The sequence below is a fragment of the Stackebrandtia albiflava genome (assembly GCF_007994225.1).
GTDB classification, from domain to species: Bacteria; Actinomycetota; Actinomycetes; order Mycobacteriales; family Micromonosporaceae; genus Stackebrandtia; species Stackebrandtia albiflava.
In genome coordinates this window covers 928411-953985 of sequence record NZ_VLLL01000005.1, presented here as the reverse complement: position 1 = coordinate 953985, position 25575 = coordinate 928411, and the positions used below count along the sequence as shown (strand labels likewise).

Annotated in this window: 15 protein-coding genes; 3 read left to right on the top strand and 12 right to left on the bottom strand. The window is 70.8% G+C overall.

What is annotated here, in order from left to right:
* Positions 1 to 70: 70 nt before the first annotated feature.
* The 5 genes from LX16_RS05280 to LX16_RS05260 are packed head-to-tail and all read right to left on the bottom strand — an operon-like array spanning position 71 to position 15507.
* Positions 71 to 11476 (bottom strand): non-ribosomal peptide synthetase, encoded by an 11406-nt coding sequence (locus LX16_RS05280; protein ID WP_147133922.1) that lies wholly within the window; start codon positions 11474 to 11476, stop codon positions 71 to 73.
* A 43-nt stretch (positions 11477 to 11519) separates the two neighbouring features.
* Entirely contained in the window at positions 11520 to 12749 is a 1230-nt protein-coding gene (locus LX16_RS05275; RefSeq protein WP_147133920.1) for a glutamate synthase-related protein, read from the bottom strand.
* On the bottom strand, positions 12746 to 13762 hold the full coding sequence (locus LX16_RS05270) for an asparagine synthetase A (protein ID WP_211354295.1): 1017 nt from the start codon (positions 13760 to 13762) through the stop codon (positions 12746 to 12748). The genes LX16_RS05275 and LX16_RS05270 overlap by 4 nt, the downstream gene beginning before the upstream one ends.
* Positions 13759 to 15039, bottom strand: a complete 1281-nt coding sequence (locus tag LX16_RS05265) for a methylaspartate mutase (protein WP_147133918.1) — start codon at positions 15037 to 15039, stop codon at positions 13759 to 13761. Before LX16_RS05265 ends, LX16_RS05270 begins: the two co-directional genes overlap by 4 nt.
* 6 nt (positions 15040 to 15045) lie before the next feature.
* A complete protein-coding gene (locus tag LX16_RS05260; protein WP_147133911.1) occupies positions 15046 to 15507 on the bottom strand; it encodes a cobalamin B12-binding domain-containing protein in 462 nt (153 codons plus the stop codon).
* Positions 15508 to 15713: 206 nt separating this feature from the next.
* Here LX16_RS05260 and LX16_RS05255 point away from each other — a divergent pair, with 206 nt between their 5' ends.
* Complete coding sequence (locus tag LX16_RS05255) at positions 15714 to 16982, top strand: MFS transporter (RefSeq protein WP_147133909.1); 1269 nt, start codon at positions 15714 to 15716, stop codon at positions 16980 to 16982.
* Positions 16983 to 17028: 46 nt separating this feature from the next.
* Here the strand turns inward: LX16_RS05255 and LX16_RS05250 are convergent, their stop codons facing one another.
* Entirely contained in the window at positions 17029 to 18837 is a 1809-nt protein-coding gene (locus LX16_RS05250; RefSeq protein WP_147133906.1) for an ABC transporter ATP-binding protein, read from the bottom strand.
* Positions 18834 to 20555: an ABC transporter ATP-binding protein gene (locus tag LX16_RS05245; protein WP_211354294.1), complete on the bottom strand. Its 1722-nt coding sequence runs from the start codon at positions 20553 to 20555 to the stop codon at positions 18834 to 18836. The genes LX16_RS05250 and LX16_RS05245 overlap by 4 nt, the downstream gene beginning before the upstream one ends.
* A 184-nt stretch (positions 20556 to 20739) precedes the next feature.
* On the opposite strand from LX16_RS05245, the gene LX16_RS05240 reads away from it, so the two are divergent.
* Positions 20740 to 20994, top strand: coding sequence for a DUF6289 family protein (locus tag LX16_RS05240; protein WP_147133903.1), 255 nt, complete (start codon positions 20740 to 20742; stop codon positions 20992 to 20994).
* A 260-nt stretch (positions 20995 to 21254) separates the two neighbouring features.
* Here LX16_RS05240 and LX16_RS05235 read toward each other — a convergent pair whose 3' ends face one another.
* The 4 genes from LX16_RS05235 to LX16_RS05220 all read right to left on the bottom strand — a co-directional run bounded on the left by LX16_RS05235 (position 21255) and on the right by LX16_RS05220 (position 24125).
* Positions 21255 to 21947 (bottom strand): hypothetical protein, encoded by a 693-nt coding sequence (locus tag LX16_RS05235; RefSeq protein WP_147133900.1) that lies wholly within the window; start codon positions 21945 to 21947, stop codon positions 21255 to 21257.
* A gap of 142 nt (positions 21948 to 22089) precedes the next feature.
* The gene (locus tag LX16_RS05230) at positions 22090 to 23007 is read right to left on the bottom strand and encodes a zinc-binding dehydrogenase (RefSeq protein WP_147133897.1); all 918 of its coding nucleotides are present in this window, start codon (positions 23005 to 23007) and stop codon (positions 22090 to 22092) included.
* Positions 23008 to 23119: 112 nt separating this feature from the next.
* Positions 23120 to 23581, bottom strand: a complete 462-nt coding sequence (locus LX16_RS05225; RefSeq protein WP_147133894.1) for a hypothetical protein — start codon at positions 23579 to 23581, stop codon at positions 23120 to 23122.
* On the bottom strand, positions 23574 to 24125 hold the full coding sequence (locus LX16_RS05220) for a hypothetical protein (RefSeq protein ID WP_147133891.1): 552 nt from the start codon (positions 24123 to 24125) through the stop codon (positions 23574 to 23576). Before LX16_RS05220 ends, LX16_RS05225 begins: the two co-directional genes overlap by 8 nt.
* 108 nt (positions 24126 to 24233) lie before the next feature.
* Here LX16_RS05220 and LX16_RS05215 point away from each other — a divergent pair, with 108 nt between their 5' ends.
* A complete protein-coding gene (locus LX16_RS05215; RefSeq protein WP_147133888.1) occupies positions 24234 to 24587 on the top strand; it encodes a hypothetical protein in 354 nt (117 codons plus the stop codon).
* On the opposite strand, the gene LX16_RS05210 is transcribed toward LX16_RS05215, so the two are convergent.
* Positions 24551 to 25510: a peptidoglycan DD-metalloendopeptidase family protein gene (locus LX16_RS05210; protein WP_147133886.1), complete on the bottom strand. Its 960-nt coding sequence runs from the start codon at positions 25508 to 25510 to the stop codon at positions 24551 to 24553. The genes LX16_RS05215 and LX16_RS05210 overlap by 37 nt on opposite strands.
* Positions 25511 to 25575: the final 65 nt, after the last annotated feature.

The window sequence follows — 25575 nt, the reverse complement described above, 5'->3', positions numbered from 1 at the left end:
TTCCATGGCGGAACGCGACCGCCACCGAGCACTGGCGCGCTCGGCGGCGGTAACGTGGGTTCGTTCGTGGTCAGTGTCGGGCGAACCTCTCACTCACCTGGGCCAGCAACAGCTCGGCGACGGCCTTCGCCAGTTCGGCGACGGTCGGGGCGGCGAACAACGTCCGGACCGGTACGGCCACGCCCAGGTCCTGCCGCAGCCGGGACACCACGCGAGTCGCCGACAACGAATGCCCTCCCAGGGCGAAGAAGTCGTCGTGGACCCCGACGTCGTCCACCTCGAGCACCTGCCGCCAGATACCGGCGATCATGCGCTCGGCGGGTGAACTCGGCGGCGTGCGCCGACCGCCGTCGGTCGGCCGGTACGCGGGAGCCGGCAACGCGGCCCTGTCCACCTTGCGGCTCACCGTGGTCGGCAACTCGGCCAACTCCACGAAGACGTTCGGAACCAGGTACTCCGGCAATCGGCCCGACAGGAAACCGCGGAGTCCGGTCAGGTCGCCACCCGGTGCCGGCACGACGTAGGCGACGAGCCGCTGGTCACCGGGGGTGTCCTCGCGGACGACCACGACGGACCTCGCCACGGCCGGGTGGTCGTGCATGACCGTCTCGATCTCGCCCGGTTCGACGCGCTTGCCGCGCAGCTTCACCTGGTCGTCGAAACGGCCGAGGAACTCCAGCTCCCCGTCCGGCAGCCACCGGGCCCGATCACCGGTCCGGTACAGCCTTCCGGGCCCGAACGGGTTGGGGACGAATCTCTCCGCGGTGAGTTCCGGCCGGTTGAGATAACCGCGTGCCACTCCGGCACCACCGATCAACAGTTCACCGGGGACTCCGGCGGGCAGCGGGTTCCCGAAGCGGTCGACGACGTACGCCGAGGTGTTCGCCAGCGGCCGTCCGATCCGGTTCCCGTCCTCGATGTGATGGTCTCGCCGGTACACGGTGGTCAGGGTCGTCTCCGTGGGACCGTACTGGTTGACGACCTCGGTGACGGCCGCCCGCACGGCGTCGGCACGACCGGTCAGGACCGTGGGACTCTCACCACTGAGGAGCACCGTCTCCAGGGCGAGTCCGACACCCGCGCCCTGCGCGGTGCGCAGGATCTCACCGAGGACGCTCGGCACACAGCTGACGACGACCCGCACCCCGTATCGGTCCAACGCCGCCACGTACTCCGCGACGTCGGCCATCCCGGTCGGGACGACCTGCACGGTCGCGCCGACACTCAACGGGTAGAAGATCTCCCGGACCGAGGCGTCGTAAGCCGGCGAGACGGCCTGGAGTACCACTTCGGGGCGCCGGTCCGAGAGGACGTGGTCCCGCAGGTGTGCGATGTGGTTTACGACGCCCAGGTGCTCGATCAGGACGCCCTTCGGGGTCCCCGTGGAACCGGAGGTGTAGACGACGTACGCCAGGTCGTGGGGCCCGACAGCGGTGTCGAGAGCCGTGGCGGGCCGTGTCGCGATCTCCGCCGCGTCACCGTCCAGGGTCACGGTGGGCACCACTCCGGCGAACCGTTCCACGATGCCGGACGTGGTCACCAACAACGACGGCGACGCGTCCGACACCATGAACGCCAGGCGGGCGTCGGGGTAGTCGGGGTCCAACGGCAGGTACGCGGCGCCGGACTTCAACACGCCGAGGATCGCCGTGATCACCTCGACTCCGCGTTCCAGGCACACCCCGACCAGGCGCCCGGGGCGGGCGCCCCGTTCGCGGAGCAGGTGGGCGAGGCGGTTCGCGTCCCGGTCGAGTTCGGCATACGTCAGTGACACCCCACCACAACGCACCGCGATCCGGTCGGGGTGTACCACGGCGGTCTCCTCCACCAACCGGTGCAGCGTGTGGGTGCCGGGATGGTCGGCCCCGGTGCCAGCGTCGGCGGGCACGAGCGGCCGTTCGGAGTCTTCGGTCAGGGCCAGGCGGCTGACCGGGGTTTCGGGACCGGCCTCTGCCAGCGACGCGGCCAGGGCCCGGTACCGGGTCGCGAACGACTCCACGGTGGACCTGTCGAACAGGTCGGTGGCGTACACGATCGTGCCCGAGGCGGAGCCGTCGTCACGCTCGGTAAGGAAGACCGACATGTCGAGTTTGGCGGTGGTGACGGTCGGAGGCAGCGCGGTGACGGTGGTCCCCCGCAGCCGCCAGTTCTCCAGGTTCGCCACGTTCTGCACCGCGAACAGCACCTGGACCAACGGGTTTCGCGACAGGTCGCGGTCGGGCGCCAGCCGGTCGACCAGGCGCTCGAACGGCATGTCCTGATGTGCGTATGCGTCCAGCGCCGCGTCCCGGGTGGCCGTGACCAGTTCACCCACCGTCGGGTCGCCGGCGAGGTCGCCGCGCATGACCAAAGTGTTGATGAAGATCCCGACCAAGCGTTCCACGTCCGCGTGGTTGCGTCCGGCGATGGGCGTCCCCACCGCCACGTCGGTCTGCCCACTGTAGTGGGACAACAGGAGTTGGAACGCCGCCAAGGCCGTCATGAACAGGGAAGCCCGGTATTCACCCGCCATTCTCCGCAGGCCGGCGACCGTGGTGGCGGGCAGCGAGAACGTCACCGCGTCGCCGCGGCCACTGCGTTCGGCGGGCCTCGCCCGGTCGGTGGGGAGTTCGAGGGGTTCCAGGTCGGCCAACCGCCGTGTCCAGTACTCCTCCCGGCGGGCGGCGTCGTCTCCGTCTCGCCGTCGACGTTGCCAGGCGGCGAAATCCGCGTACTGGACCCGCAACGGCGGCAGGGACACCGGGCGGCCGTCCAGGGCCGCCGCGTAGCACCGGTCGAGTTCGTCGGCCAGGATCCCGGCCGACCAGCCGTCCGACACGATGTGGTGCATGACGATCAGCACCAGGTGCTCGTCGCGGGTCACCCGGGCCACCGCCAGGCGCAACAGCCGGTCGGCGGCCAGGTCGAACGGACGTGCCGCGCACTCGTCGACGGCGCGCCGGGCCGCTTCGGCGGCCACGTCGGCGGGAAGGCCGGACACGTCGGTCGTCTCCGCGACGACCTGGGCGGGCGGATCGATGATCTGGACCGGTTCACCACGGTCGTCGGCGACGAACCTCGTCCGCAGTATCTCGTGCCGGGTGACCAGTTCCGTGACGGCGGCCTCCAACGCGCCGACGTCCAGCGGCCCGGTCACCCGCATGGCGAACGGCACCAGCCAGTCGCCACCTCCGGCGCCGAGCTGGTCCAGGAACCACAACCGCTGCTGCGCGAAGGACGCCGGTGGCGGTGTGTCGCGCCCGGTGCGGCGTATCCGCGCGGCCACCACGCTGTCGGCGGCGTCCACGGCGGCGGCGAACTCCCGCAACGTCGGCGACGTGAACAGCGTCCTGACGGGCAGGTCGACGCCGTGCCCGGTCCGCAACCGGGAGGTGACCCGGGTGGCCGACAACGAATGCCCGCCCAGGGCGAAGAAGTCGTCGTGGGCGCCGATCCGGTCGGCGCGAAGCACCTCCCGCCAGATCGCGGCGACCGTGTTCTCGGTGGGGCCGTCCGGCTCGACGTACGCCACGGAGGGGTCGGGGCGGTCGGGGTCGGCCGCCGGGAGCGCGGCCGTGTCGATCTTCCCGTTGGCGTTGAGCGGCAGGGCGGGCAGCGTCACCAGTGCCGAGGGGATCATGTATTCGGGCAGCCGGTCCTTCAGGGCGACGCGGAGCGCGGCGGTGTCCACGTCGCGGTCGGATACCAGGTAGGCCACCAGCCGCTTGTCGCCGGGGGTGTCCTCGCGCAGAACGACGGTGCAGGTGTCGACCGTCGGGTCGGTCAGGATCGCCGTCTCGACCTCGCCCAGTTCGATGCGGAACCCACGCAGTTTGACCTGTTTGTCGATGCGTCCGAGGAACTCGATCTGTCCGTCGGGAAGCCACTTCACGAGGTCACCGGTGCGGTACACCCTGCCGTCGCCGAACGGGTCGTCGACGAACTTCTCCGCGGTCAGCTCGGGCCTGCCGTGGTATCCGCGCGCCACGCCGGGGCCGCCGATCAACAACTCACCGGGGACACCGATACCGACCGGCCGGAACGCCGCGTCGACGACGTGGGCGGTCGTGTTGGCTATCGGCGCACCGATCGGCAGGGTCGGCGTCGCGGTGTGCCGGTCACGGGTCACCCGGTGCGCGGTGGCGAAGGTGGTGGTCTCGGTCGGACCGTAGACGTGCATGAGGACGGACGGGCCGTCGTCACCGGAGACCAGGCGGTCCGCGGTGGAACGGTCGATGGCCTCGCCGCCGTACAGGACCGTCTTCAACCCCGAGAAGATCGCCGGATCCTCCAGCAGGTGCTGGTGGAACAGCGCCGACGTCAGGAACATGGTGGACACGCCGTGCCGTTCCAGGGCGCCGCGCAGCGCCGGCGCGTGCAAAGTGGTGTCCTTGCCGATGACCGCCATGGTGGCCCCGTTCACCAACGCGCCCCAGCACTCGAAGGTGTAGGCGTCGAAGGAGCAGTTCGACACCTGGGCGACCACGTCGGACGCCGTGACGTCGGCGTACCGGTTGTGGACGAGGCGATTGATGTTGCGATGCGTGACCTGGACGCCCTTCGGCGTCCCGGTGGAACCGGACGTGTAGATGACATAGGCCAGTCCGTCTGTCGTGGACATTGTGTCCGGTGGCGTCTCGGGGTGTTCCGCCAGCTCGTCTCCCAGGGTGTCCAGTAGGAGCAACCGCGCGGCCGTGTCGGGAAGCCGGGACGCCAGTGCGGTGTCGGTGATGACGAGCGGCGCGGCCGTGTCCGCGACCATGAACTCGATCCGGGCGGCCGGATAGTCGCGGTCCAACGGCAGGTACGCGGCCCCCGCCTTCAGGATGGCCAGCAGCGAGACGACCATGTCGGCGCTCCGGTCGAGGCACACCCCCACCAAGGTCTCCGGGCCGGCCCCGTGATCCCGCAGGAGGTGCGCGAGCCGGTTGGCCCGCGTCTCGAGCTCGCCGTACGTGACCCGGCGGTCCCCGTCGACGACGGCGACGGCGGCGGGGGCGGCGGCCGCCCGCGCGGTCACGAGACCGTCCACGGTGGCATCCTCGGGGATCGCGAGGCCCGTGTCGTTCCACACCGTCCGGACGAGCCGCCGCTCCGTCTTCGACAGCATGTCCAGGTCGTCGACGTGCGCGTCCACGTCCCGCACCATCGACGCGACCAGGTTCACGTAGTGGCCCGCCATACGCTCCACCGTGGACCGGTCGAACAGGTCGGTCGCGTACACCAGGTCACCCACGACGGTTCCGTCGTCCTGTTCCGCCATGGTCATGGTCAGGTCGAACCGGGTGCGGTGGTTGAGTGTCGGTATCGCCTCCACGTCGAGCCCCGGAAGTGACCAGTTCTCCAGGTCGGCCACGTTCTGCAATGCGAACAGGACCTGTACCAGCGGGTTGCGGGAGGGATCGCGGCGCGGCGCGAGTTCGTCGACGAGTCGCTCGAAGGGAAGGTCCTGGTGGGTGTGGGCGTCGAGGGCGTGTCGCCTGACCTGTTCGAGCAACCCGGCGACGGTGAGGCGGTCTGACAGGTCGGTGCGCATGACGAGGGTGTTGACGAAGAACCCGACGAGTTCCTCGACGTCGGCGTGATTGCGTCCGGCCATGGGGGTGCCCACGGCGATGTCGGTCTGCCGGGTATACCGCGCCAACAACAACTGGAACGCGGCGAGGGTGGTCATGAACAACGACGTGCCGTGTGTCGCCGTCAACCGCCGCAGTCCTTCGACGGTGGAATGCGGAAGCCGGAAGGAGACGGCATCGCCGTTTCCCGAGCGCACCACCGGGCGTGGCCGGTCGGTGGGCAGTTCGAGTGGTTCCAGGCCCCTGAGCCGCTCGGTCCAGTAGGACAGTTGCCGGTCGAGCAGGTCACCGGTGAGGTGGTCACGTTGCCAGGCCGCGAAGTCCGCGTACTGCACCGGAAGCGTCGGAAGGTCCGGGCGGGCGCCCGTCGTGCCGGCGGCGTAGAGCCGTCCCAGTTCGGTGGCCAGGACGCCCGCCGACCAGCCGTCGGCGGCGATGTGGTGCATGACGATCAGCACCAGGTACTCGGTTTCCGACGACTGGACCACCGTGAGACGCAACATCGGATCCGCCGACAGGTCGAACGGCCGGTGGGAGTGGTCGGTCAGGATGTCCAGTGCGTGGTCCGCGTCGCGCGCCGTAACCCGCACCGCCGTCACCGGGGTGGGCGGGTCGATCACCTGGACCGGGTCTCCGTTGGCGTCGGCGGCGAAGCGGGTACGCAACACCTCATGCCGCGCCACCAGCGCCGTCACGGCCTTCTCCAGGGCGGCGACGTCGAGGACGCCCGACACCCGCATCCCGAACGGGACCAGGTACTCCGCGTCGTCGGGCTCCAACTGGTCGAGGAACCACAACCGCTGCTGCGCGAACGACAACGGCATGGCGTCGTGACGTGGCGACACCGGGATGCCGCCGTTCGTCCTCTCGTTCATGCCGGCGCGGCCGTCTACGGCGGCGGCGAGTCCGGCCACCGTCGGCGCGGCGAACACCTCCGCCACGGTCATGCCCGCCGCCAGGTCGCGGTTCAACCGCGACACCAGCCGGGTGGCCGACAGCGAATGACCACCCGAGGCGAAGAAGTCGTCGTGTACGCCGACGTCGGTCACGTGTAGTACGTCGCGCCACGCCGCCGCGACGGCCTCCTCGGTGGGAGTGCGCGGGGCCACGAACCCGTCGGCGGCCTCGTGCCGGGCGGGAGGTGCCGGCAGTGCGCGACGGTCGACCTTCCCGTTGGGTGTCAACGGGATCGCCGGGACCGTGACGAAGGCACCCGGCACCATGTACTCCGGGATCCGGGCTCTGAGGGCGTCACGCAGGACCGCCGTGTCGACGCCCTCGTCCGACACCAGATAGGCCACCAGTCGCCTGTCCCCCGGAGTGTCCTCCCTGACCACGACGGTGCAGGCCGACACCCCACGGTCTCTCAGGATCGCAGCCTCGATCTCACCGGGTTCGATGCGGTGCCCGCGAAGTTTCACCTGCCCGTCGATACGGCCGAGGAACTCGACGTGACCGTCCGGGAGCCATTTGACGAGATCACCGGTGCGGTACACCCGCCCCCTACCGAACGGAGAGTCGACGAACCGCTCGGCGGTCAACTCCGGCCTGCCGTGGTAGCCGCGCGCGACCCCGGCACCGCCGATCCACAACTCACCGGGGACACCCACCGGGACCGGGCGTCCCGTGGCGTCCACGATGTACACGTCCGTGTCGGCGATCGGCCGTCCGATCGGGATCGTCCTGGCGTCGGCGTGCCGGCCCGGCACCACGGTGTGGGTCAGGGCGAACGTCGTCGTCTCGGTGGGGCCGTATCCGTTGACGACCGCGCCGGGACCATGCTCCCGCGCGACCAGCCGGTCGACGACCGACCGCTCGACGGTCTCACCGCCGAACATGACGGTACGCACTCCGTCGAACAGGTCCGGCCGCTCCAGCAGGTGTTGGTGGAAGAGGGCCGCGGTCATGAACAGGGCGGTGACGCGTCGGCGTCGCAGTTCCGTCGCCAGGGCGGCGGCGCTGAGCACGGTCTCCCTCGGCAGGATCGCCAGGGTCGCGCCGTGGGTGAGGGTCGCCCAACACTCCCAGGTGAACGCGTCGAACGCGGTGTTGGAGATCTGCGCGACCGTGTCGCCGGGTGCCAGCGGCGCGTAGTCACCGTGTGTGAGGCGGTTGATGTTGCGGTGTGTGACCTGGACGCCCTTGGGGGTACCGGTGGAACCGGAGGTGTAGATGACGTAGGCCAGGCTCTCCGCCGTGGTGACACGGTCAGGAGGTGTCTCGGGTTGAGCCGCGAGTTCCGCCTCGACGGCCTCCCACGACAACAACCGCGCCGGGATGTCCGACAGGCCGCTCACCGGGGCGGCGGTCCCGGTGACGACGAGTGGCGCGCCGGTGTCGCGAATCATGAATTCCAGCCGGGCGGGCGGGTACCCCATGTCCAATGGGACATAGGCCCCGCCGGCCTTCAGGATCGCGAGCACGGTGACGACCAGGTCGCCGCCCGGGGGCAGTTGCACGCCGACCGGGGTCTCATGCCCGCATCCCGCCCGCCTCAACAGGTGCGCCAGACGGTTGGCGCGCGTGTCGAGGTCCCGGTACGTCCACGTGACGTCGCCGTCGACGAGGGCAACCGCGTCCGGCCGGGTCGCCGCCCGCCTCGCCACGAGTTCGTCCACGACGGCGTCGGCGGGGAAGTCGGTGTGCGTGCCGCTCCACGCCAGCAGCCGTCGGCGTTCGGACGGCGACGTCATGTCCAACTCGGCGGTCGGCGTCTCGTCGCCGTGCGCGACGCCGGCGGCGAGCCGCGCGAAGTGCCCCGCCATGCGTTCCACCGTGGACTCGTCGAAGAGGTCGGCGGCGTAGACGAACTCCACCTCCAGGCCGCCGTCCCGTTCGGTCGCGAACACGGTCAGGTCGAACTTGGTGTGCTCGTTGCCCACCGGTGACGGCGACACGGTGGCCCCCGGGATCCGCCGCAGTGTGGGTTGCTCGGTGTTCTGGAACGCGAACACCACCTGCGCCAGCGGATTGCGGGAGCGGTCGCGTTCGGGCGCCAACGCGGCCACGACCTGTTCGAACGGCACGTCCTGATGGCGGTACGCCGCCAGTGCGTGCTCCCTGACCCGGTCGATGAGCTGTCCGACGGTGGGGTCGTCCGACAGGTCGGTGCGCATGACGAGGGTGTTGACGAAGAATCCGATCAGGTTCTCCACGTCGGTGTGGTTGCGTCCGGCGATGGGGGTTCCCACGGCGATGTCGGTCTGCCGGGTGTACCGCGACATCAACAGCTGGAACACCGCCAGGCCCGTCATGAACAACGACGCACCCCGCCGCGCGCCCGTACGACGAAGTCCCGCCACCACCTCCGGCGGCAGGGTGACGCGCACGGCACCGCCGCGGCCGGAACGGACCGGGGGCCGAGAGCGGTCTGTGGGCAGTTCGAGTGGTTCCAGGCCGGCCAGCCGCTCGGTCCAGTATTCGAGCTGCCGCCCGACCACGTCGTCGGTCAACCGCGCACGCTGCCATACCGCGTAGTCGCCGTACTGGACGGGAAGGACGGGAAGGTGGGGGGCGGTGCCGGTGACAGCGGCGCGGTACAACTCGCCCAGCTCGGCGGCCAGGATGCCCGCCGACCAGCCGTCCGAGACGATGTGGTGCATGACGATCAGCACCAGGTGCTCGGTGTCGGAGTAGCGGAGCACCGTCAGCCGCAACAGGCGATCGGCGGCGAGGTCGAACGGCGGCTGCCCGGCCAGAAGCTCTGTGATGTGCCGCCGGTCGGTGTCGGTGTCGGCCGCGGCGTCCGGCGCGTCGATGTGAGCGGCCGTCACCTGCGTGGCCGGATCGACCACCTGGAGGGGGTCGCCGTCGTCACCAGCGACGTAACGGGTGCGCAGTACCTCATGCCTCGCCGTCAACGCCGACACGGCGGACTCCATGGCGGCCACGTCGAAGTCACCGGAGACCCGGAACGCGAACGGGATCAGGTATTCGCGGCCACCGGGTTCGAGCTGGTCCAGGAACCACAGTCGCTGTTGCGCGAACGACAAGGGCAGTCCGCCGTCACGCGGCACGGTGGGGATCCGGCCCCCTTCCGAGTCACCGGCGGCCGACACCAGTCCGGCGAGGCGGGCCACCGTGGGCGAGGTGAACAACGCCCCGATCGGCACCTCCACGCCGAACTCGTCCCGGATCCGGGACACGACACGGGTTGCAAGCAGGGAGTGGCCTCCCAGTTCGAAGAAGTCGTCGTGGACGCCGACCTCGGCGACCCCCAGCACCTGGCGCCAGATCTCGGCGATGCCGGCCTCGATCGGGTCGTCCGAGACGGTCCCGGGCGTCGTGGCACCGGCGTCCGCCGTGGGGGCCGGCAGGGCGTCGCGGTCGACCTTGCCGTTGGCGTTGAGGGGTATCGCGTCGACCACCACGAAGGCGGCGGGAAGCATGTGGGAGGGCAACGTCGCCGCGAGCGCGGCACGAAGACCGGAGGTGTCGAAACCGGCGGGTGCGACCAGGTACGCCGTCAACCGGCGGTCTCCCGGAACGTCCTCTCGTACCGTCACGGTCGCGGACGTGACCGCCGGGTGGGTCAGCAACGCCGCCTCGATCTCGCCGGGTTCGATGCGGTGCCCGCGAAGCTTGATCTGGTCGTCGATGCGGCCCAGGAATCCGAACAGGCCGTCGGGGCGTCGTATGGCCAGGTCACCACTGCGGTAGAGCCGTCCGGGACCGAAGGGGTTGTCCACGAACCGCTCGGCGGTCAACTCCGGCCGGTTGAGGTATCCGGCGGCCACGCCGACGCCTCCGATCAGGAGTTCGCCCGGGGTGCCGTCCGGAACGAGGCGGTCGTCGGCATCCACGACGTACATCTCGGTGTTCGCGATCGGCGTACCGATGGGTAGTCCGCCGGGCTCGAACCGCGTGTCGGCGTCGATCCGGTGATTCGCGCATCCGACGGTCGCCTCGGTCGGCCCGTACTCGTTGACCACCGTCGTCGGCACATCGGAGACGGCCAGCAGCCGGGCCGTGAGGGCACCGGTCAGTTCCTCACCGCCGACCACATGGGTGTGGACGCGCAGTCGTCGGCCCGCCTGTTCCGCCTGCGCCACCAGCAGTTCCAGGTGGGACGGGGTGGCCTTCAAGAAGGACGCCGCGGCACCCTCCACAAGTGCCTCGACGGTGGACTGGAAGGGGTTGCCGCCGGGAGGCACCACGGGGATCGTGATGGACGACCCCTGCACCAACGGAAGGAAGAGGGCGGTGATCGTGAGGTCGAAGGTGAGTGCCGAGTACAGGAACGTGCCGGTGACCCCCGGATGCGCGGGGTACGCGTCGGCACACCAGCGGAGGTAGTTGACGGCGCCCCCGTGGCGCAACACGACGCCCTTCGGCTCACCGGTGGACCCGGAGGTGTAGATGACGTAGGCGGGATCGTCGGCGGAGACCTCCGGCAGCGGCGCGGAGCCGGCTTCGGTCGCGTCGTCGACGGAGATCAGGACGGCGTCACCGGCGGGTATCCGGTCCGCGAGGTCGTCACTGGACACCACCACCGGTGCCGCGGTGTCGGCCAGCACGAACTCCTTGCGCGCCGCCGGATACGCCGGATCGAGCGGAACGAACGCACCACCGGCCTTCAGGACGGCCAGCAACGCCACCACCGTGTGAGGGCGGTGGTCCAGGCACACCGCGACACGGGTGCCGCGCCCGACACCGGTGTCGCGCAACCGGCGGGCGAGCCCGTCGGCGCGGGCGTCCAGTTGCCGATAGGTGAGCGTCAGGTCGCCGTGGACGACGGCGATCGCGTCGGGCACGGCACGGGCGCGTTCCTCCACCAGCCGGTGAACGGTCGAGGCGGTGAGGTCCGGGCCGGCGCCGCCGTCGTGGTGGTGGTGCGACGCCGGCCCGGGGGTGTGGGTGTCGGACATCCGCCGTCGACCGTGGGTGGCCGCACCGGACGCGGTGGAGATGTCGTGGTTCATGGTGTGGCTCCTCGTCGGAAGAAGGCGGTTCGAGGGCGACCGGTCAGTCGTGGGGTGACCACAGGTCGTCGGATGACAGTCGGGTGACGTCGTAGTGGCCCACGGCGCTGGTGAGCATCCGCAGTTCCAGTGCCAGGGCGTCGATGAGGCGGCACAACCCGGCCTCCGGGTCTTCGGACACCGCGAGGAGGGCGGCCCTACCGAGCCCGGCCGCGGCGGCCCCCGACGCCAGGAGCTTGGCCGTCCGGGTTCCCTCCCACACGCGTCCGCTGGCGAGCAGATCGCCCGCGGGTGTGCCGATCCGCCGGAGGACCTGCGCCAACGGCAGGCCCACGTGCCGGAGGAACCCCGAAGGCGCCCAACCCGTGCCGCCTTCGGCGCCGTCGACGGTGACTGCGGCGGCACCCGCGCGCCAGGCGACTTCGGCGGCCTCGGCGACGTCCCGCGCCGGCGGCAGTTTGACCCAGCAGTGGGCCCGCGGATAGTTGTTGCGGATCAGGTGGACCTGTTGCCGCAAAATCTCCTCGGTGAACGTCCCGGGGCTCGCACAGCGCAACAGGGGACCGTCCTCCCCCAGGGACTCCACGGCGAACCGGCCCCCCAGGCGTTCCGCGGTGGCGTCGTCGACCAGGGTGAGTCCCCCGAGACCGGGCTTGGCGCCCTGGCCGGTCTTCAGTTCGAAGGCCAGCCTCCCGGATGACAGCAACGGCTCGACGACCGGGTCGCTGTAGAGGAAGTTCCACACCTCGGTGTCAGCGTCCTCGGTGCTCTGCTGGACGCATACGCCGCCCACCCCGTCGGGAAGCTCCTCGGTGTACGCCTGGATGCGCGCCGACAGCGTCTTGTGCTGCGCGTCGCGCTCGGGCCGGAAGCCGTTCATCGGCGCGACGTTCTCGCCGATCACCATCGGCAGCCCGATCCGCCCGGCCTGCCGGGCGAGGTCGACGCCGTCGGCGGCGACCCGGGTGGACCCCAGCGCCGACACGTATACCGGAACGGGCGAACGCATCCCGCCGAACCGGCACTCCAGGCTCACGTCGGAGAACAGCGGCTCACGGCCGAGTTCGATCAGCCGGGCCAACCGGTGGGGCATGAACACCGGCGGCACGAGCCGCATCGCGTCCAAAGCGTCGCCGCCGTAACGGTCGTCGGGGTCCTCACCGAATACGGCGGTGCCGTACCGGTTCGTCGGCGGGAAGACCGCGGCGGCACCGCGTGCGGCCCGGTCGCGGACCTCCGCCTCGGGGAATCCGGGGGCGTGCAACGTGTTCACGGCGACACCACACCGGGCAGTTTGGGGTAGGCGTTGGCCTCCCACACCGAGTCCAGACCCGCGACCCAGCGGGTCAGCCGCTCCAGCCCGATGCCGAATCCGGCGCTGGCGGGTATACCCTGCCTGATCACGTCCAGATACCAGGCGTACTTGGCGGGGTTCTCACCGGTCTCCCGCATCCGGGTGACGATCTTGGCGTACTCGTACTCGCGTTCGCTGCCGCTGCACAGTTCACCGCAGCCCTCGGGGGCGATCAGGTCGAAGTTGAGCAGCCGGGACGCCTCCTCGGGGTTCTCCCGGTCGTAGAACCCGCGCGACCCCTTCGGATAGTCGGTGACGAAGAAGGGGCCGTTCGCGGTGCTGGAGATCAGTTCCTCGGCGTCCCATTCGATCTCGGTGCCGGTGGACTGCGAGTGGCCGATCCGATGAAGCTCCGTCACCACCTCGGCGTGTGTGACGCGCCCGAACGGTCGCGCCGCGAAGGCCGACAGCACCTCCGGGTCTCGCCCGAGGCTCTCCAGCAGACCGGAGTGCCGGTCGACGACCGTGGCGACGGCATGGCGCACCAGCCGTTCGGCGACCGCCATGGCGTCGTCCCGGGTGGCGCCGGCGAGTTCGACGTCGATCTGGTGGAACTCGGTGAGGTGGCGCCGGGTCGAGCTGGTCTCGATCGGTTCCAGCCGGACGTTGGGAGCGATGAGGAAGATCCGGTCGAAGGCCAGCAGGGAGGTCTGCTTGTACAGGATGGAGCTCGTCATGAGCTTGTAACGGTTGCCGTAGTAGTCGACGTCGACCTGTTTGGCACCACGTGAACCGGGGTCCGTGACCGGCCCTATGACCGGGTGCAGCAGCTCGACGGCCCCCTCACGGGCCAGTGCCTCGCGGGCTCCGGCCAACAGCGCCTGCTGGATGCGGATCATCGACCGGGTGCGTTCGGAGGTGATGTGATCACGGGGAGTGGGCAGCGGGTGCGTCTCCGTATCCACACGGGACAGTACGGATTGCATCGTCATGGGATCTCCTTGGGCTGGGGTGGGATTCGCGCGTCGTAACGACGTTTGACGTGGGACAGTGCGTCGAGAAGTCCCCGAGAGGTGAGTCGGTCGCGCCGGGCCGGACCGGGGCGGGGAATGGGCAGGGCGCCGGTTCGCGACCACTCGAGCCGCCCGTCCCCGGTGATGAGACTGGCGGTGTCGCCGGCGTTGTCGGGGTGCAGGCAGTACGGGATGTCCAGGTAGCCCTTGGCGAACGCCTCGATGAGCGCGGCACCTACGTCCCCCGACAGGCCGAGGACCGCATCGACCAGGCGTCGCGCCTGGTCGAGGATTCCGGTGTCGGTACCGGACGGGATCGGCGGAGCCCCTTCGGCGGCGCGGGCGGCCACCTCCAGTGCCTCGACGTTCTCCGCGATGGTGGGTATCCGGTCGGCCTCGGCGGCCGTCTTCACGATCAGTCGCGAGCAGCCGGTGCCTGCGGCGAGCCGGGCGGCGTCGGCGACCAGTCCCAGTGCGCCGTGCCGGGTCTCGGGGTACATGCCCATGTACGTGTACAGGACGATGTGCCACTCCACACCGGGCAACAGTTCGGCGGCCAACGAACCCAGTGCGGCGATCGCCTCGGCGTCCTGCCCCGGGTGCGTCTGCTGGGCGTAGCTGAGTGACACGCTGGCGATACCGAGCCGAGCGAAGAACAGGCCCTCCAGGACGCTGATGGCGACGAGCATGGCGGGCGGACAGAGCTGCCCGAGCATGCAACCGCCGAACGTCTCGATGTGCGGTTCGACGCCCTGCTCGCGGAGTGCGGCGAAGCCTCGGCCCGCCGCACGCCACGCGGCCACGGTCCGCCGGAGCGGAGTACGGCCGTACGGCAGGCAGTACGAGACCGGGCCACCCTCACTGGCGTCGATGCCCGAGGCGATCAACGCCTCGAAGATCCGGCCGGGAAGCGACGACCCGTGTCGCACCTGGATCGGGAAGTCGGCCCCCAGGACGCCGTCGAGCATCGCCCGGGTGAAGGCCGGGCCGTAGTTCACGATCGGGTAGCCGTTGAGGCGGGTACCGGCGTCCAGTGCCCGGTCCACCGCGGCGAAGTCACCGACCCGGGTGAAACTGTCCAACGTGAGGGTGCCGACGGTGGTGGCTCGGGCGCCACGGGTCGCGATCAGGCCGGAACGCATGACGGCGGGATGGTCGAATCCCATCCTCGGCTGCACGACGAGTCTCCGGTCGCGTCGGGCCGCGACCATGAAGTCGTGGAACCGGCCGGTGCGGGCGTTCGGACGAATCGTCATCGCCCGTCACGTCCGCTCTGTGGCGGTCGCGGGTGCCATGCGGCGCAGGTAGCCCAGGAAGTCGGTCACCGCCGAGCCGCCCACGAACACCTCGTCGAATCCGGCGTCACGCAGCTCGCCCGTCATCGTGGCGGCCTTGGAACCGTCGACGTCGAGCTTGCCGCCCAGCACCATCGGTACCGTGGCCAGTGCCGGAACGGCACGCAGGGTGCGTGCCAGCCGGACGCCGTCCTGGCAACCGTGTCCGTTGACGGTGCTGATCACGATGAGACGGGGCTGCCGGGCGACGGCCTCGTCCCGCAGGACCTCCACGGGAACACAGGGACCGAGGTTGGTGACCGACCAGTTCTGTTCACTCAGGAGCAACTGCATGAACAGCAGGTTCCAGGTGTGGGAGTCGGACGGGATGCTGCTGAGGATCGCGTGCGGCGCCGGCCCTTCCGGCGTCGAAGGCTGGATGTGGCTCATACCTGTCGCTTTCTCGACCGCTGCCTTCGCGCGGCGCGGAGGGGTTCGGGCGGTGGCGTGCCCGGCGGGTGATCCACCGGACACGCCCGGTGGCACCATGCTGCCGAGCCCGGGCCGTGGCGGTAACTGGACAGTTGTGCCCCCGGCCGCCCGGCGGCACTTTGTGCCACTGTCCGCGTCTCGGCGGCACTCCTAGGCTGGACGCCATGTCGAAGTTCTCCCTCGGGCTGCTCCGGGACGGCAACTACCGCAACCTCTTCACCTCCTACGTGGTCAGTGCGGGCGGTACACAGGTACTGCAGCTGGCGATGCCCTTGATCGCCCTCGAGTCGTTGGCGGCGAGCGAGTTCGAGGTCGGGGTCGTCTCCGCGTTGTCGACCGCGGCCTTCCTGCTCGTCGGCCTGCCGGCCGGCGCGTTGATCGACCGGATGCGGCTGCGTCGGGTCCTCGTCGTGTGCGATCTGGCGCGGGCGGCCCTGCTGGCGACACTGCCGGTGGCCTGGTGGTTCGACGCGCTGTCGATGTGGCAGCTCTACCTGGTGGTGCTCGCGGTCGGCGTGTGCACCGTCTTCTTCGACATGGCCTCACAGACCTGCCTGCCCAGGCTGGTGGGCCGGGACAACCTGGTAGAGGCGAACTCCAAGATCGGGGGCGTCGGCGAGTCGTCCCGCCTGGTGGGCCCGGCCGTGGGCGGCCAGCTGATCGGCTGGTTGAGCGCACCGGTGTCGGTGTTGATCAGCACCGTCGCGCTGGGGGCGTCGGCCCTGTTCCTGCGCCGACTCGACGGACTCGATCGCCTCCCCGAACGGGCCGCCGCGCCGGCCACGCTGCGCGCCGACATCGCCGAGGGGCTGCGTTACGTGGCGCGGCATCCGATCCTACGCGCGATGGCCGCCAGCGCCGGCTGGGCCAACCTGTGGATCGCCGCCTACAGCGCGATGATGCTGGTCTATCTCGCCCGGGTCGCCGACCTCTCGGCCGGCGGTATCGGGATGTTCCTCAGCGTGTGCGGCGTGGGTGGCCTGGTCGGCGCGTTCTGGTCGCGCCGGGTCATGGGGCTGCTCGGCGAGGGGAGGTGCCTGTGGATCCTGCGGCTCGTCGGGACCCCGCTCTACCTGGGACTGCCGCTGCTGGCCCCGGACTGGGGAGTGTGGCCGGCGGCGGTCGCCCTCTCGTTGTCGTCGGCGGCCATGGTGGTCGTCAACGTCGCTCAGACCAGCGCTCGGCAACTGATGACGGCCGACCACCTGCTGGGCAGGGTCAACGCCACCATGCGGGTGTTGAACTGGAGCACCCTGCCGTTGGGCGGCGTCCTCGGCGGAGTGCTGGGAGGCTGGCTGGGGGCGCCTCAGACCCTCCTCATCACCGCGGCGTTGGCGAGCCTGTCGTTCGTACCCACCCTGCTGTCACCGCTTCGCACCATGCGAAGGCTGCCGGTGGCGCCCACGCCGGAACCCTCCGGTGTCTCCGCCTGACGGTCATGACCGGTCACGCCGCCGGGCGGGCGGGAGGGAACGCGGACTACCGCCCTCCCGTTGCGCCGGCGTCGGTCAGGCCGGTCCAGCTGTCCCACAGTTGCCGGTACCGGCCGCCCGCCGCCAGCAGTGCGGTGTGCGAGCCCTGTTCCACGATCCGGCCGTGTTCCATCACGACGACACGGTCGGCCTGTTGTGCCTGGGTGAGCCGGTGCGCCACGATGATCGTGGTGCGTCCCTCGGTGGCGGCGGCCGCCGCCTCCTCCAGCCGCCGCGCGCCCGCGCTGCCCGCCTCGGCGGTCGCCTCGTCCAGGATGACCACGTCGGGATCGGCGAGCACCACCCTGGCGAGCGCGAGCTGTTGCGACTGGGCGGCGGTCAACGGGTGGGCGTGTTCACCGACCTTCGTGTCCAGGCCGTCGGGCAGCGCACGCACCCAGCCGTCCGCAGAGACGGTGGCGAGCGCGGCGGTCAGGCGCGCGTCGTCGGCGTCGGGCGCCGCCAACCGCAGGTCGTCGGCGAGGCTGCCGGTGAAGACGTGGACCTCCTGGCTCAACAACGTGATCCGGCCCCGCACCACCGCGTCCCCCAGGGTGGACAGTTCCACGCCGCCCAGCCGGACGCTCCCGGCGACCGGTTCGATGACGCCCGCCGCCACCCCGGCCAGCGTCGTCTTGCCCGCGCCGCTGGTGCCCACCAGGGCCACGTGCTCACCCGGCGCCACCGACAACGACACGTCCGACAGCACCTCGGGGCCGCCGTCGTAGCGGTGCGCGACCCCGGTCAGGGTCAGTCCGGTGTCGGCGGGCGCGGGCGGGTCGGCGGGCTCGACGGGGTCGGGAAGCGACGCCACACCGGCGAGCCGGGCCAGGCTGGCACCCGCCGACTGGATGTCGTCGAACACGGTCACCAACGCGCCCAACGGGTTGAACAGCCGGTGGAAGTACAGGGCGGCCGCGGTCACGGCCCCCACGGTGACGGCGTCGGCGTCCACGAGCAGGAAACCGACCACCAGCACCGCGAGCAGGCCGATGCACTCCGCCCGGTTGTTGCGGGAGGCGAACCGGGTGAAGAACTTGAACACCCCGACCGTCAGGTCCATGGCCGCCGCCGAACGCCGCGCGATGAGCTCCTCGTGCGTGCTCTCCCACCGGTAACTGCGCACCGTCTCGACGCCGTGCAGCGACCCGACGAGGACGTGGGAGCGTTCCGCCATCGCCTCGCGTTCCCGCGCGTAGAACGGCGCCGCCTTCGGCAGGTACCAACGCAGGGACAGGGCGTAACCGGGCACCGCCAGCAACCCGGCGACACCGAGCCGCCAGTCGAGCGCGAACAGGCCGGCACCGGTGAGGACCACCGTCAACAGTGACGACACCACCTGAGGTCCGGTGGTGATGACGGCCTCCGACACCACCGACACGTCGTCGCCGACGCGGGACAACAGGTCGCCGCTTCCGACCCGTTCCGCGGTGGCGGTGGGCAGTCGCAGCGTCTTCTCCAGGACCCGCTCCCGCAGTCTCGCCAGCACGGTGTTACCCAGTCGCGCCAACAGGACCGCGCTCCACCCGGTGAGCACGGCGGCGGCGACGGCCGACACCACCAGGACGCCGACGACGGTCCAGACGTCGGCGCCGGTGCCGGCGCGGTCGACCTCGTCGACGAGGACGCCCAGCATCCACGGGGCGACGAGGGCGGCCGAGGCGGCGAGCACCGACACGACGAGCGTGGCGACCAGCGCGGCCCGGTGGCTCCTCAGCTCCCCCCACAGCAGCCGCCACGTCTCGCCGGGGCCGGCCACCGGCAGGAGTTGACGAGTGACGGAGGAGTCGGTCACCGATTCGGTGGCGAGGCTCATCGCAGGACCGCCTTACGGTAGGCCGGGTCGGAGTCGAGCAGGTCGGTGTGGCTGCCGGTACGGGTGACCCGTCCCGACTCCAGCACGATCACGCGATCGGTCTTGCCCAGCAACGCCGGGGAACTCGTTACGAGCAGGGTGGAACGGTCGGGCGCCGACCGGAAGGCCGCCAGTCCTTGGGCGGCCAGTTCCTCGGTCGCGGCGTCGACGGCGGTGGTCGGATCGTGCAAAACGAGGATCGGTGGATCGGCCGCCAGGGCCCGGGCCAGGCCGAGCCGTTGCCGTTGCCCACCCGACAGGCTCCGGCCCCGGTCGCTGATGTGACGGTTCATGCCGTCGGGGTGGGAGGCGACGACGTCCGTCGCGGCGGCGGCGGCGACGGCCGCTTCGATTCCGGCGCGTGCCGAGGCGGGCATCCCGGCGGTCAGGTTCTCGGAGATGTCGCCCTCGAACAGCGTGGTGTCGTGCGGTTCCACGTGGACCACGCGCCGGTACTCGGCGAGCCGGATCTCGGCGGCCGGTACGTCGTCGCACGTCACGGTGCCCAGGTAGTCGGATTCGGGTACGCGGCGGCTCAGTATCGCCAGCAGGGCGTCGGCGTCGGCGGGGTCGTGGCAGACGACGCCGACGGACTCACCGGGTGCGACGGTCACGTCCACCTCGGTGAGGCCCCGGTATCCGATGCCCGTGAGGGTGAGCCGGGGAGTGGTGTCCTGCCGGGACCGTTCTCCCGCGTCGCGGGTCAGCGGTGCCGTGCCCAGCAGTTCGGCGACCCGCTTGGCGGAACCGCGCGCGACTGCCGCGATCTGTCCACAGTAGCCGAGGGTACGCATGGGCTCGGCGATGAACTGGGCGAGGCCGACGACGGTGATGAGTTCACCGACCGTCAGTCGTCCGCTGAGCGCGAACCAACCGGCGACTCCGGCGACCGCGGCGAGGAACAGTCCACCGAGCACGGTGGTCACGGCCTGGTACACGCCGGTCACCGAGGCCGCCCGCAGCGACACCTGCAACGCGTCGTCGCTGGCGCGCCGGTAGCGTTCGGCCGCACGACCGGTGGCGCCGATGCCCCGCAGAGTGCGCAACCCCGTGACGAAGTCGGTGGCCAGGCCGGTGGCGGTGGCGGTGGCGGCCTGCGCGGCACCACTGCGGCGACTCAACCGCGGCGCGATGAGTTGCAGCGCGCCCAGCAGCAGTGGGACGCCGAGCAGGACTCCCAGGCCCAGCGGCACGTCGATGAGCAACAGCGTCACCGCCGAGACCACGATGCCCGCGACCGCGGCGATCCCCATCGACACCGCCCGCAGGATCAGCGACGACTTCTCGGCGTCGGAGGTGGCGACGGTGAGGGTCTCGCCGGTGCTCAGCGAACTGTCGGTGCCACGCGGGTCCAGCGCGCGCCGCGCGACGGCGACCCGCAGGTCGTGGAGTTCCCGTTGCTGCGCGATGACGCCCTGCTGGGAACCGAAGCGCCACGCCAGCGCCAGGACGGTGAACAGCACGATGATTCCGGCGGCACACCAGGCGAGGGCCGTCCAGTCTCCGGTCGCGACGGCGACGTCGATCGTGACGCCGATGGCGACGGGCACCGCCGCCTCGCACGCCTGGTGCAGGGACATCAACAGCCAACTGACCGCCAGGCGGCCGCGGCGGCGCCAGATCATGCCGGTGAGCAGGGCGGCCACGGGGCGGCGCGCGGTGGTGGAGTCGTCTCGCACGTGATCGGCTTCCGGACGCAGGGTAGAGGTTAGGTCAACCTAACTCATGCTCCGGGTCACAACCCGGCCGGGCGGCGTTCGGGTGGAGAAGGCATTGCGCATCGTCGCGTCCGGCGCGATACTGAATCCGCCAAACGTTTTGCGGTGTCGTCCGTCGTCGGCACCACTTCGAACGGAGCCCGTCATGCCCACCCTAGCCCGACGCCTCATCGCCACCGCCGCCGTCGCCGCGTGCACCACGACCGTCGCCATCGCCGCCGCCACACCCGCCGCCGCGATCCCGGCGTGCCGTTACGACTACCAGTGCACCTACACCTGGTACACCGACGCCGACCGGGACACCGTCGCCGGCGGCATGACACTGTTCTGCGACGGCACCTCCGACCGTTTCGGCCGCCAGACGTCCTACCTGGCGTTCCACACCGTACAGTGCGGCTGAATCACCGCATCACCGCGCGCCCGGCCGCCGCCACCGGGCGCGCCGACCAGGCCGGCCTTCCGGACGAGGAGGCCGAACCACCCGAACGGCTGCGTGGCTCCACCTCGCCCACGATCCCCGTCGTCCACAACACCCCGGTTGTCCACAGGCGCGTCCGGCGCGCCTTGCCCCGACCGCACCGGCACCCATAGGCTCGACGCCATGGGGAGGAGGAGTGGCGGCCCCCCCACACACGCGGGCGCCGAGACCACATCGGAGCCTCAGTCTCGCGCCCGCCACCACACCTCGGCCTCCGACACGGGCAGCAGCCCGTCGGAGAACACGACCCGGAACGGGTTGGCGCCGATGACGGCCCACCCGTGACCGGAGCGGTCGGCCGGGAAGTCGGGGTCGCAGACGGCGGCGAACAGGTCGTCGAAGACCCCGGAGAAGGACTCACTGAGTTCCCGCCCCATCCGGTCGAACGCCCCGTCCCGCAGGTGACGGGCCAGTGCCGTCAAGTCGGGCGTCTCCAGCCACTCCTCCGCCGCCGGGTCGTCTCGGCGGATCGTCTCGGCCGCCACCGCACAGGGCTTCCTCAGGGCGTCGTCGACGTCGATCACCCGCGGCATCGTGGCGTAGGCGGCCATGACGTCGGCGGGGTCCTGGCGGGGGAGCCGGCGGGCCTTGCCCAGGCAGTACGGGACGAAGGCCGGGAAGTCCATCTGATGGGCGGCCTGCGCGATCCTCAGCCAGTATTCGGCGGGCAGTTCGGAGTCGCGTCCCTCGGCCTCGGCGTGGACGCCGATCATCTGCAGGGCGTCCATGGTGAGGTGGCGGTACTCGGACTCCATGCACTGGGCGAGCTCGTCGGCCCAACCGGACTCCTCCAGGAGGCCGTCCGGCAGCATCGCACGGGCTTCCGCCAACTGCACGGTCAGTCCACCGGCGGGGAACTCGAGGTCAGCGATCATCCAGTGCGGATACATGGGGCGCCGTGCTCGCTTCCGTTGGGGGGTACGAAATGCAGGATGTTACCCATGTCGGCGCGCACGACGGCAAGCGGTCTCCCGACCGGTCGCCCGGCCCCGCGCGGAGCGGGACCGGGCACACGCCTCAATCGACGGTGAGGACGATCTTGCCCCTGGTGTGGCCCGTCCGGCTGGCCTCCCACGCCTTACCCGCCTCGGCGAGCGGATAGGACTCGGCGACGTGCACGGTCAGGTCCCCCGACTCCGCCAATGCCGCGAGTTCGGTCAGGCCGTCGGCGTCGGGGCGCACCCACGCCCAGTGGCCACCGAGTTCGGCCGCCTGCGGGTCGGCGATGGACACCAGCCTCGACGGGTCGGAGAGCAGCCCGACGGAGTCGGCGGCCACACCGCCGCCCACGAAGTCGAGGACCGCGTCGATCCCGCCGGGGGCGAGTCCCCGCACCCGTTCGACCAGGCCGTCGCCGTACTCCACCGGTGTGGCGCCGAGGTCGGCGAGGAACTCGTGGTTGGCGGGACTGGCGGTGCCGATCACCTTGGCACCGGCGGCGACCGCGATCTGGGTGCCGAGTGACCCGACTCCACCGGCGGCGGCGTGGATGAGAACGGTGTCCCCTTCGGACACCCGCGCCAGCCGCAGTGAACGGTGCGCGGTCAGGCCGGCCAACGGCAGTCCCGCCGCCTGCCTCCAGTCCAGCGCCGCCGGTTTACGCGCCAGCATCCGCACGTTGGCGGTCACCAGCTCGGCGTACGCGCCGAACTGGGCCCAGTCCTTGCGGATGTACCCGAAGACCTCGTCGCCGACGTCGAACTCGGGTACGTCCGCGCCGACGTCGCTGACGATCCCCGCGACGTCCCAACCCGAGATCAGCGGGAAACCGACCTCCATCACCGGATCCAGCCCACCCGAGGCCAGCTTCCAGTCGACCGGGTTCACTCCCGCCGCCTTGACGCGGATCCGTACCTCGCTCGGTCCCACCTTGGGGTCGGGGACCTCGGTCAACCGCAGTGCCGCCCCGTATTCGGAAAGTGTCATCGCTTTCATGCCCCCATGCAACCGGCTACGCCGGAATCGGATTCCGGTTTGGCGAAATTCACCGCAATCGGCCCCGCGCACGACCGTGCCCCGGGCCTGGGCCCGGGGCACGGTCGTGCGTTCAGTGGGTCAGCATCCGGTGGAAGAAGTCCCGGTAGCGCTGGACCGCCTGACGCATCAGTTCGGTGTCGGCGGTGGTGAGGCTCCACCCGTCCAGTTCGGCCTGCCGGGTCGTGATCGCGGCGATGCGGGACCGTACCGCCTCGTCCACCAGTTCACGGGCCATCTCGGCCGCCTGTTGCGGACGGTCGACGAAGGTGAGCTGGATGTCGCGCCATCGGTTCGCGACCTCCTCGGGGTCGGCCGTTTCGGGGTCGGACCGGACGACGGCGTCGGTGTATCCGGTCGCCGGGGAGTCGTCGTCGTCCGGTTCGGGGTGATGCCGGAGGTCGTCGACGTCGAGCGGTGTGTCGACGACGGAGCCTTCAGGGCGTTCGTGCGGTTCGTCCCGGTGGCGGTGGTCGTCGGACGGGGGTGTGACGCCGTGGACGACCGTGTCGTCGCCTTCTCTCGTGTCACGCATGGACGACACCGCCCTTCCGGCGGCCGAGCAGGTCGGCGACGAGCGCGCGGTAGCGGACGACCGCCATCCGCAGTTCCTCGGTGTCCGCCTCTCCCCGTTCCGCCTTACCGGAGACCGCGTGCGCGTCCCGGTACCCGGAGACGGCGCGGGCGTGGTCCACCGACAGCACGGCGAGACCGGCGTCCCGGTTCTCGATGGGGTAGCCGCGTTCGGCGATGAGTCGGGTGGCCAGCGCGTCCGCCTCGACGACGGCCCGGGCCGGTTCGTCGACGAACCGCGCCTGGAGTTCGCGCCACTCCTGTTCGTAGCGTTCCCGCTCGGCGGGGGTGAGGTCACGCAGGTGGAGCCCGGCGTGCCGCCGTTCCCGCTCGCGCAGTTCCCGCTCGGCGGCGAGTCTGCCGGGGCTTTCGGCGACCACTCGGTCGTACTCGGGGCCGAACCTGCGGCGCAGCCGGTGGCTGCGGACCAGATACCAGCCACCGGCCAGGATCGCCACCACGACGACCGCGATGAGCGCGATTGCCAAGATCTGTGTCGGTGTCATGGGTTCCTCCTTCGTGGAGGGGTTACCCGGTGGGCCGCCGGGCCAACCGCGCCGGTCGCGTGGTGGCGTTACCGTGACCCGGCGGCGGTCTGCGGCAGACTGTGGAACATGGACGACGGTCTGCTGCGGCAGTGGCGGTCGTTCGCCGCCGCGCGCGTCGCGCGCTTCGACGGTCGCAACGCCCGCCGTGGTGGCGTGGTGCACACGGTCGGTGTGGTCGTATGGCGGGCCGGGATCCGCATCCCCACGGCCGCGTGCCACTCCGCCGAGCCGGGCGGCGAACTGGCGACGATGGAACCCACGGACTCCCCGGTCGACTGTCCCCGGTGCCTCGCACGTGACGCACGGGCGTGGTCGGGGACGGCGGTGCAACCGACGCTGTTCGGTGACGGCTGGGCGGCCACCGCCCAGCCGTCACCGCCGGCTCAGACCAGGGTGCGCCAGGTGAGGGGGCCGACGTAGCCGTCGACCACGAGGCCCTTGGCGGACTGGAAGTTCCGGGCCGCCCGGACGCTGACGGAACCGAAGTCACCGTCGACGACGAGGCCGGCGCCGTGCCGGTTCAACGCGACCTGCGCGGCCTTGGCCGACGAGCCACGCGAACCCTGCTTCACGTCGATGATCAGGTGCGGCCAGCTGACCGGGCCGATGACGCCGTCGGCGACCAGTCCCTCGGCGCGTTGGAACGCCTTGGCCGCCGCGACCGACGCCGATCCGAAGTATCCGTCGGCGACCGCGGAGTGGCCGTGCGCGGTCAGCAGGTGTTGGACGACTCGGGCGACCTCGCTGCGTTCCCCGTTCTCGACGGAGGGCCAGCCGCCTCCGCCGCCGGCGGGCCGGGTCCGGCCCAGGGTGATCCCCCGGTTGGCCAGGAAGGTGTACGGGTTGATCGGGGAGCCGTTGGCCAGCACCTCGAAGTGCAGGTGCGGTCCGGTGGAGTTGCCGGTGGTGCCCATCTTGGCGATGGTCTGGCCGGCCGTCACGACCTGCCCGCGGACCACGGACGCGCTGTACAGGTGCCCGTAGTAGGTGCGGTATCCGTTGTGGTGTTCGATGAGCACCGCGTTTCCGGTCCTGCCGGGCAGCAGTCCGGGCCGGGTGTCGCCGGGGTAGGAGTTGGTGCGCACCCCCACGACGGTGCCGCCGTTGGCGGCCCAGATCGCCGTTCCCTGCGAGTTGGCGACGTCGGTGCCGCTGTGGGTGGGTCGGCTGGGCGTCCGGAATCCGGAGGTGATGGTGCCGTACGCGGGGTTGCTCCAGGCACCCGCGAGCAGGGTCGGTTCCGCGGTGGCGACACCGGGCAGTGCCGTCGCCGCGAGTCCGGCTCCCAGTCCGATCAGCAGCCGTCGGCGGCCGATGCCGCCGGTGTTCTCGTGCCGGTTCATGAGGTTCCTTTCCAGTGGGCATGACTCGGGGCGTGAGTCATGCGGAGCCTAACCGGGGCGCGCCA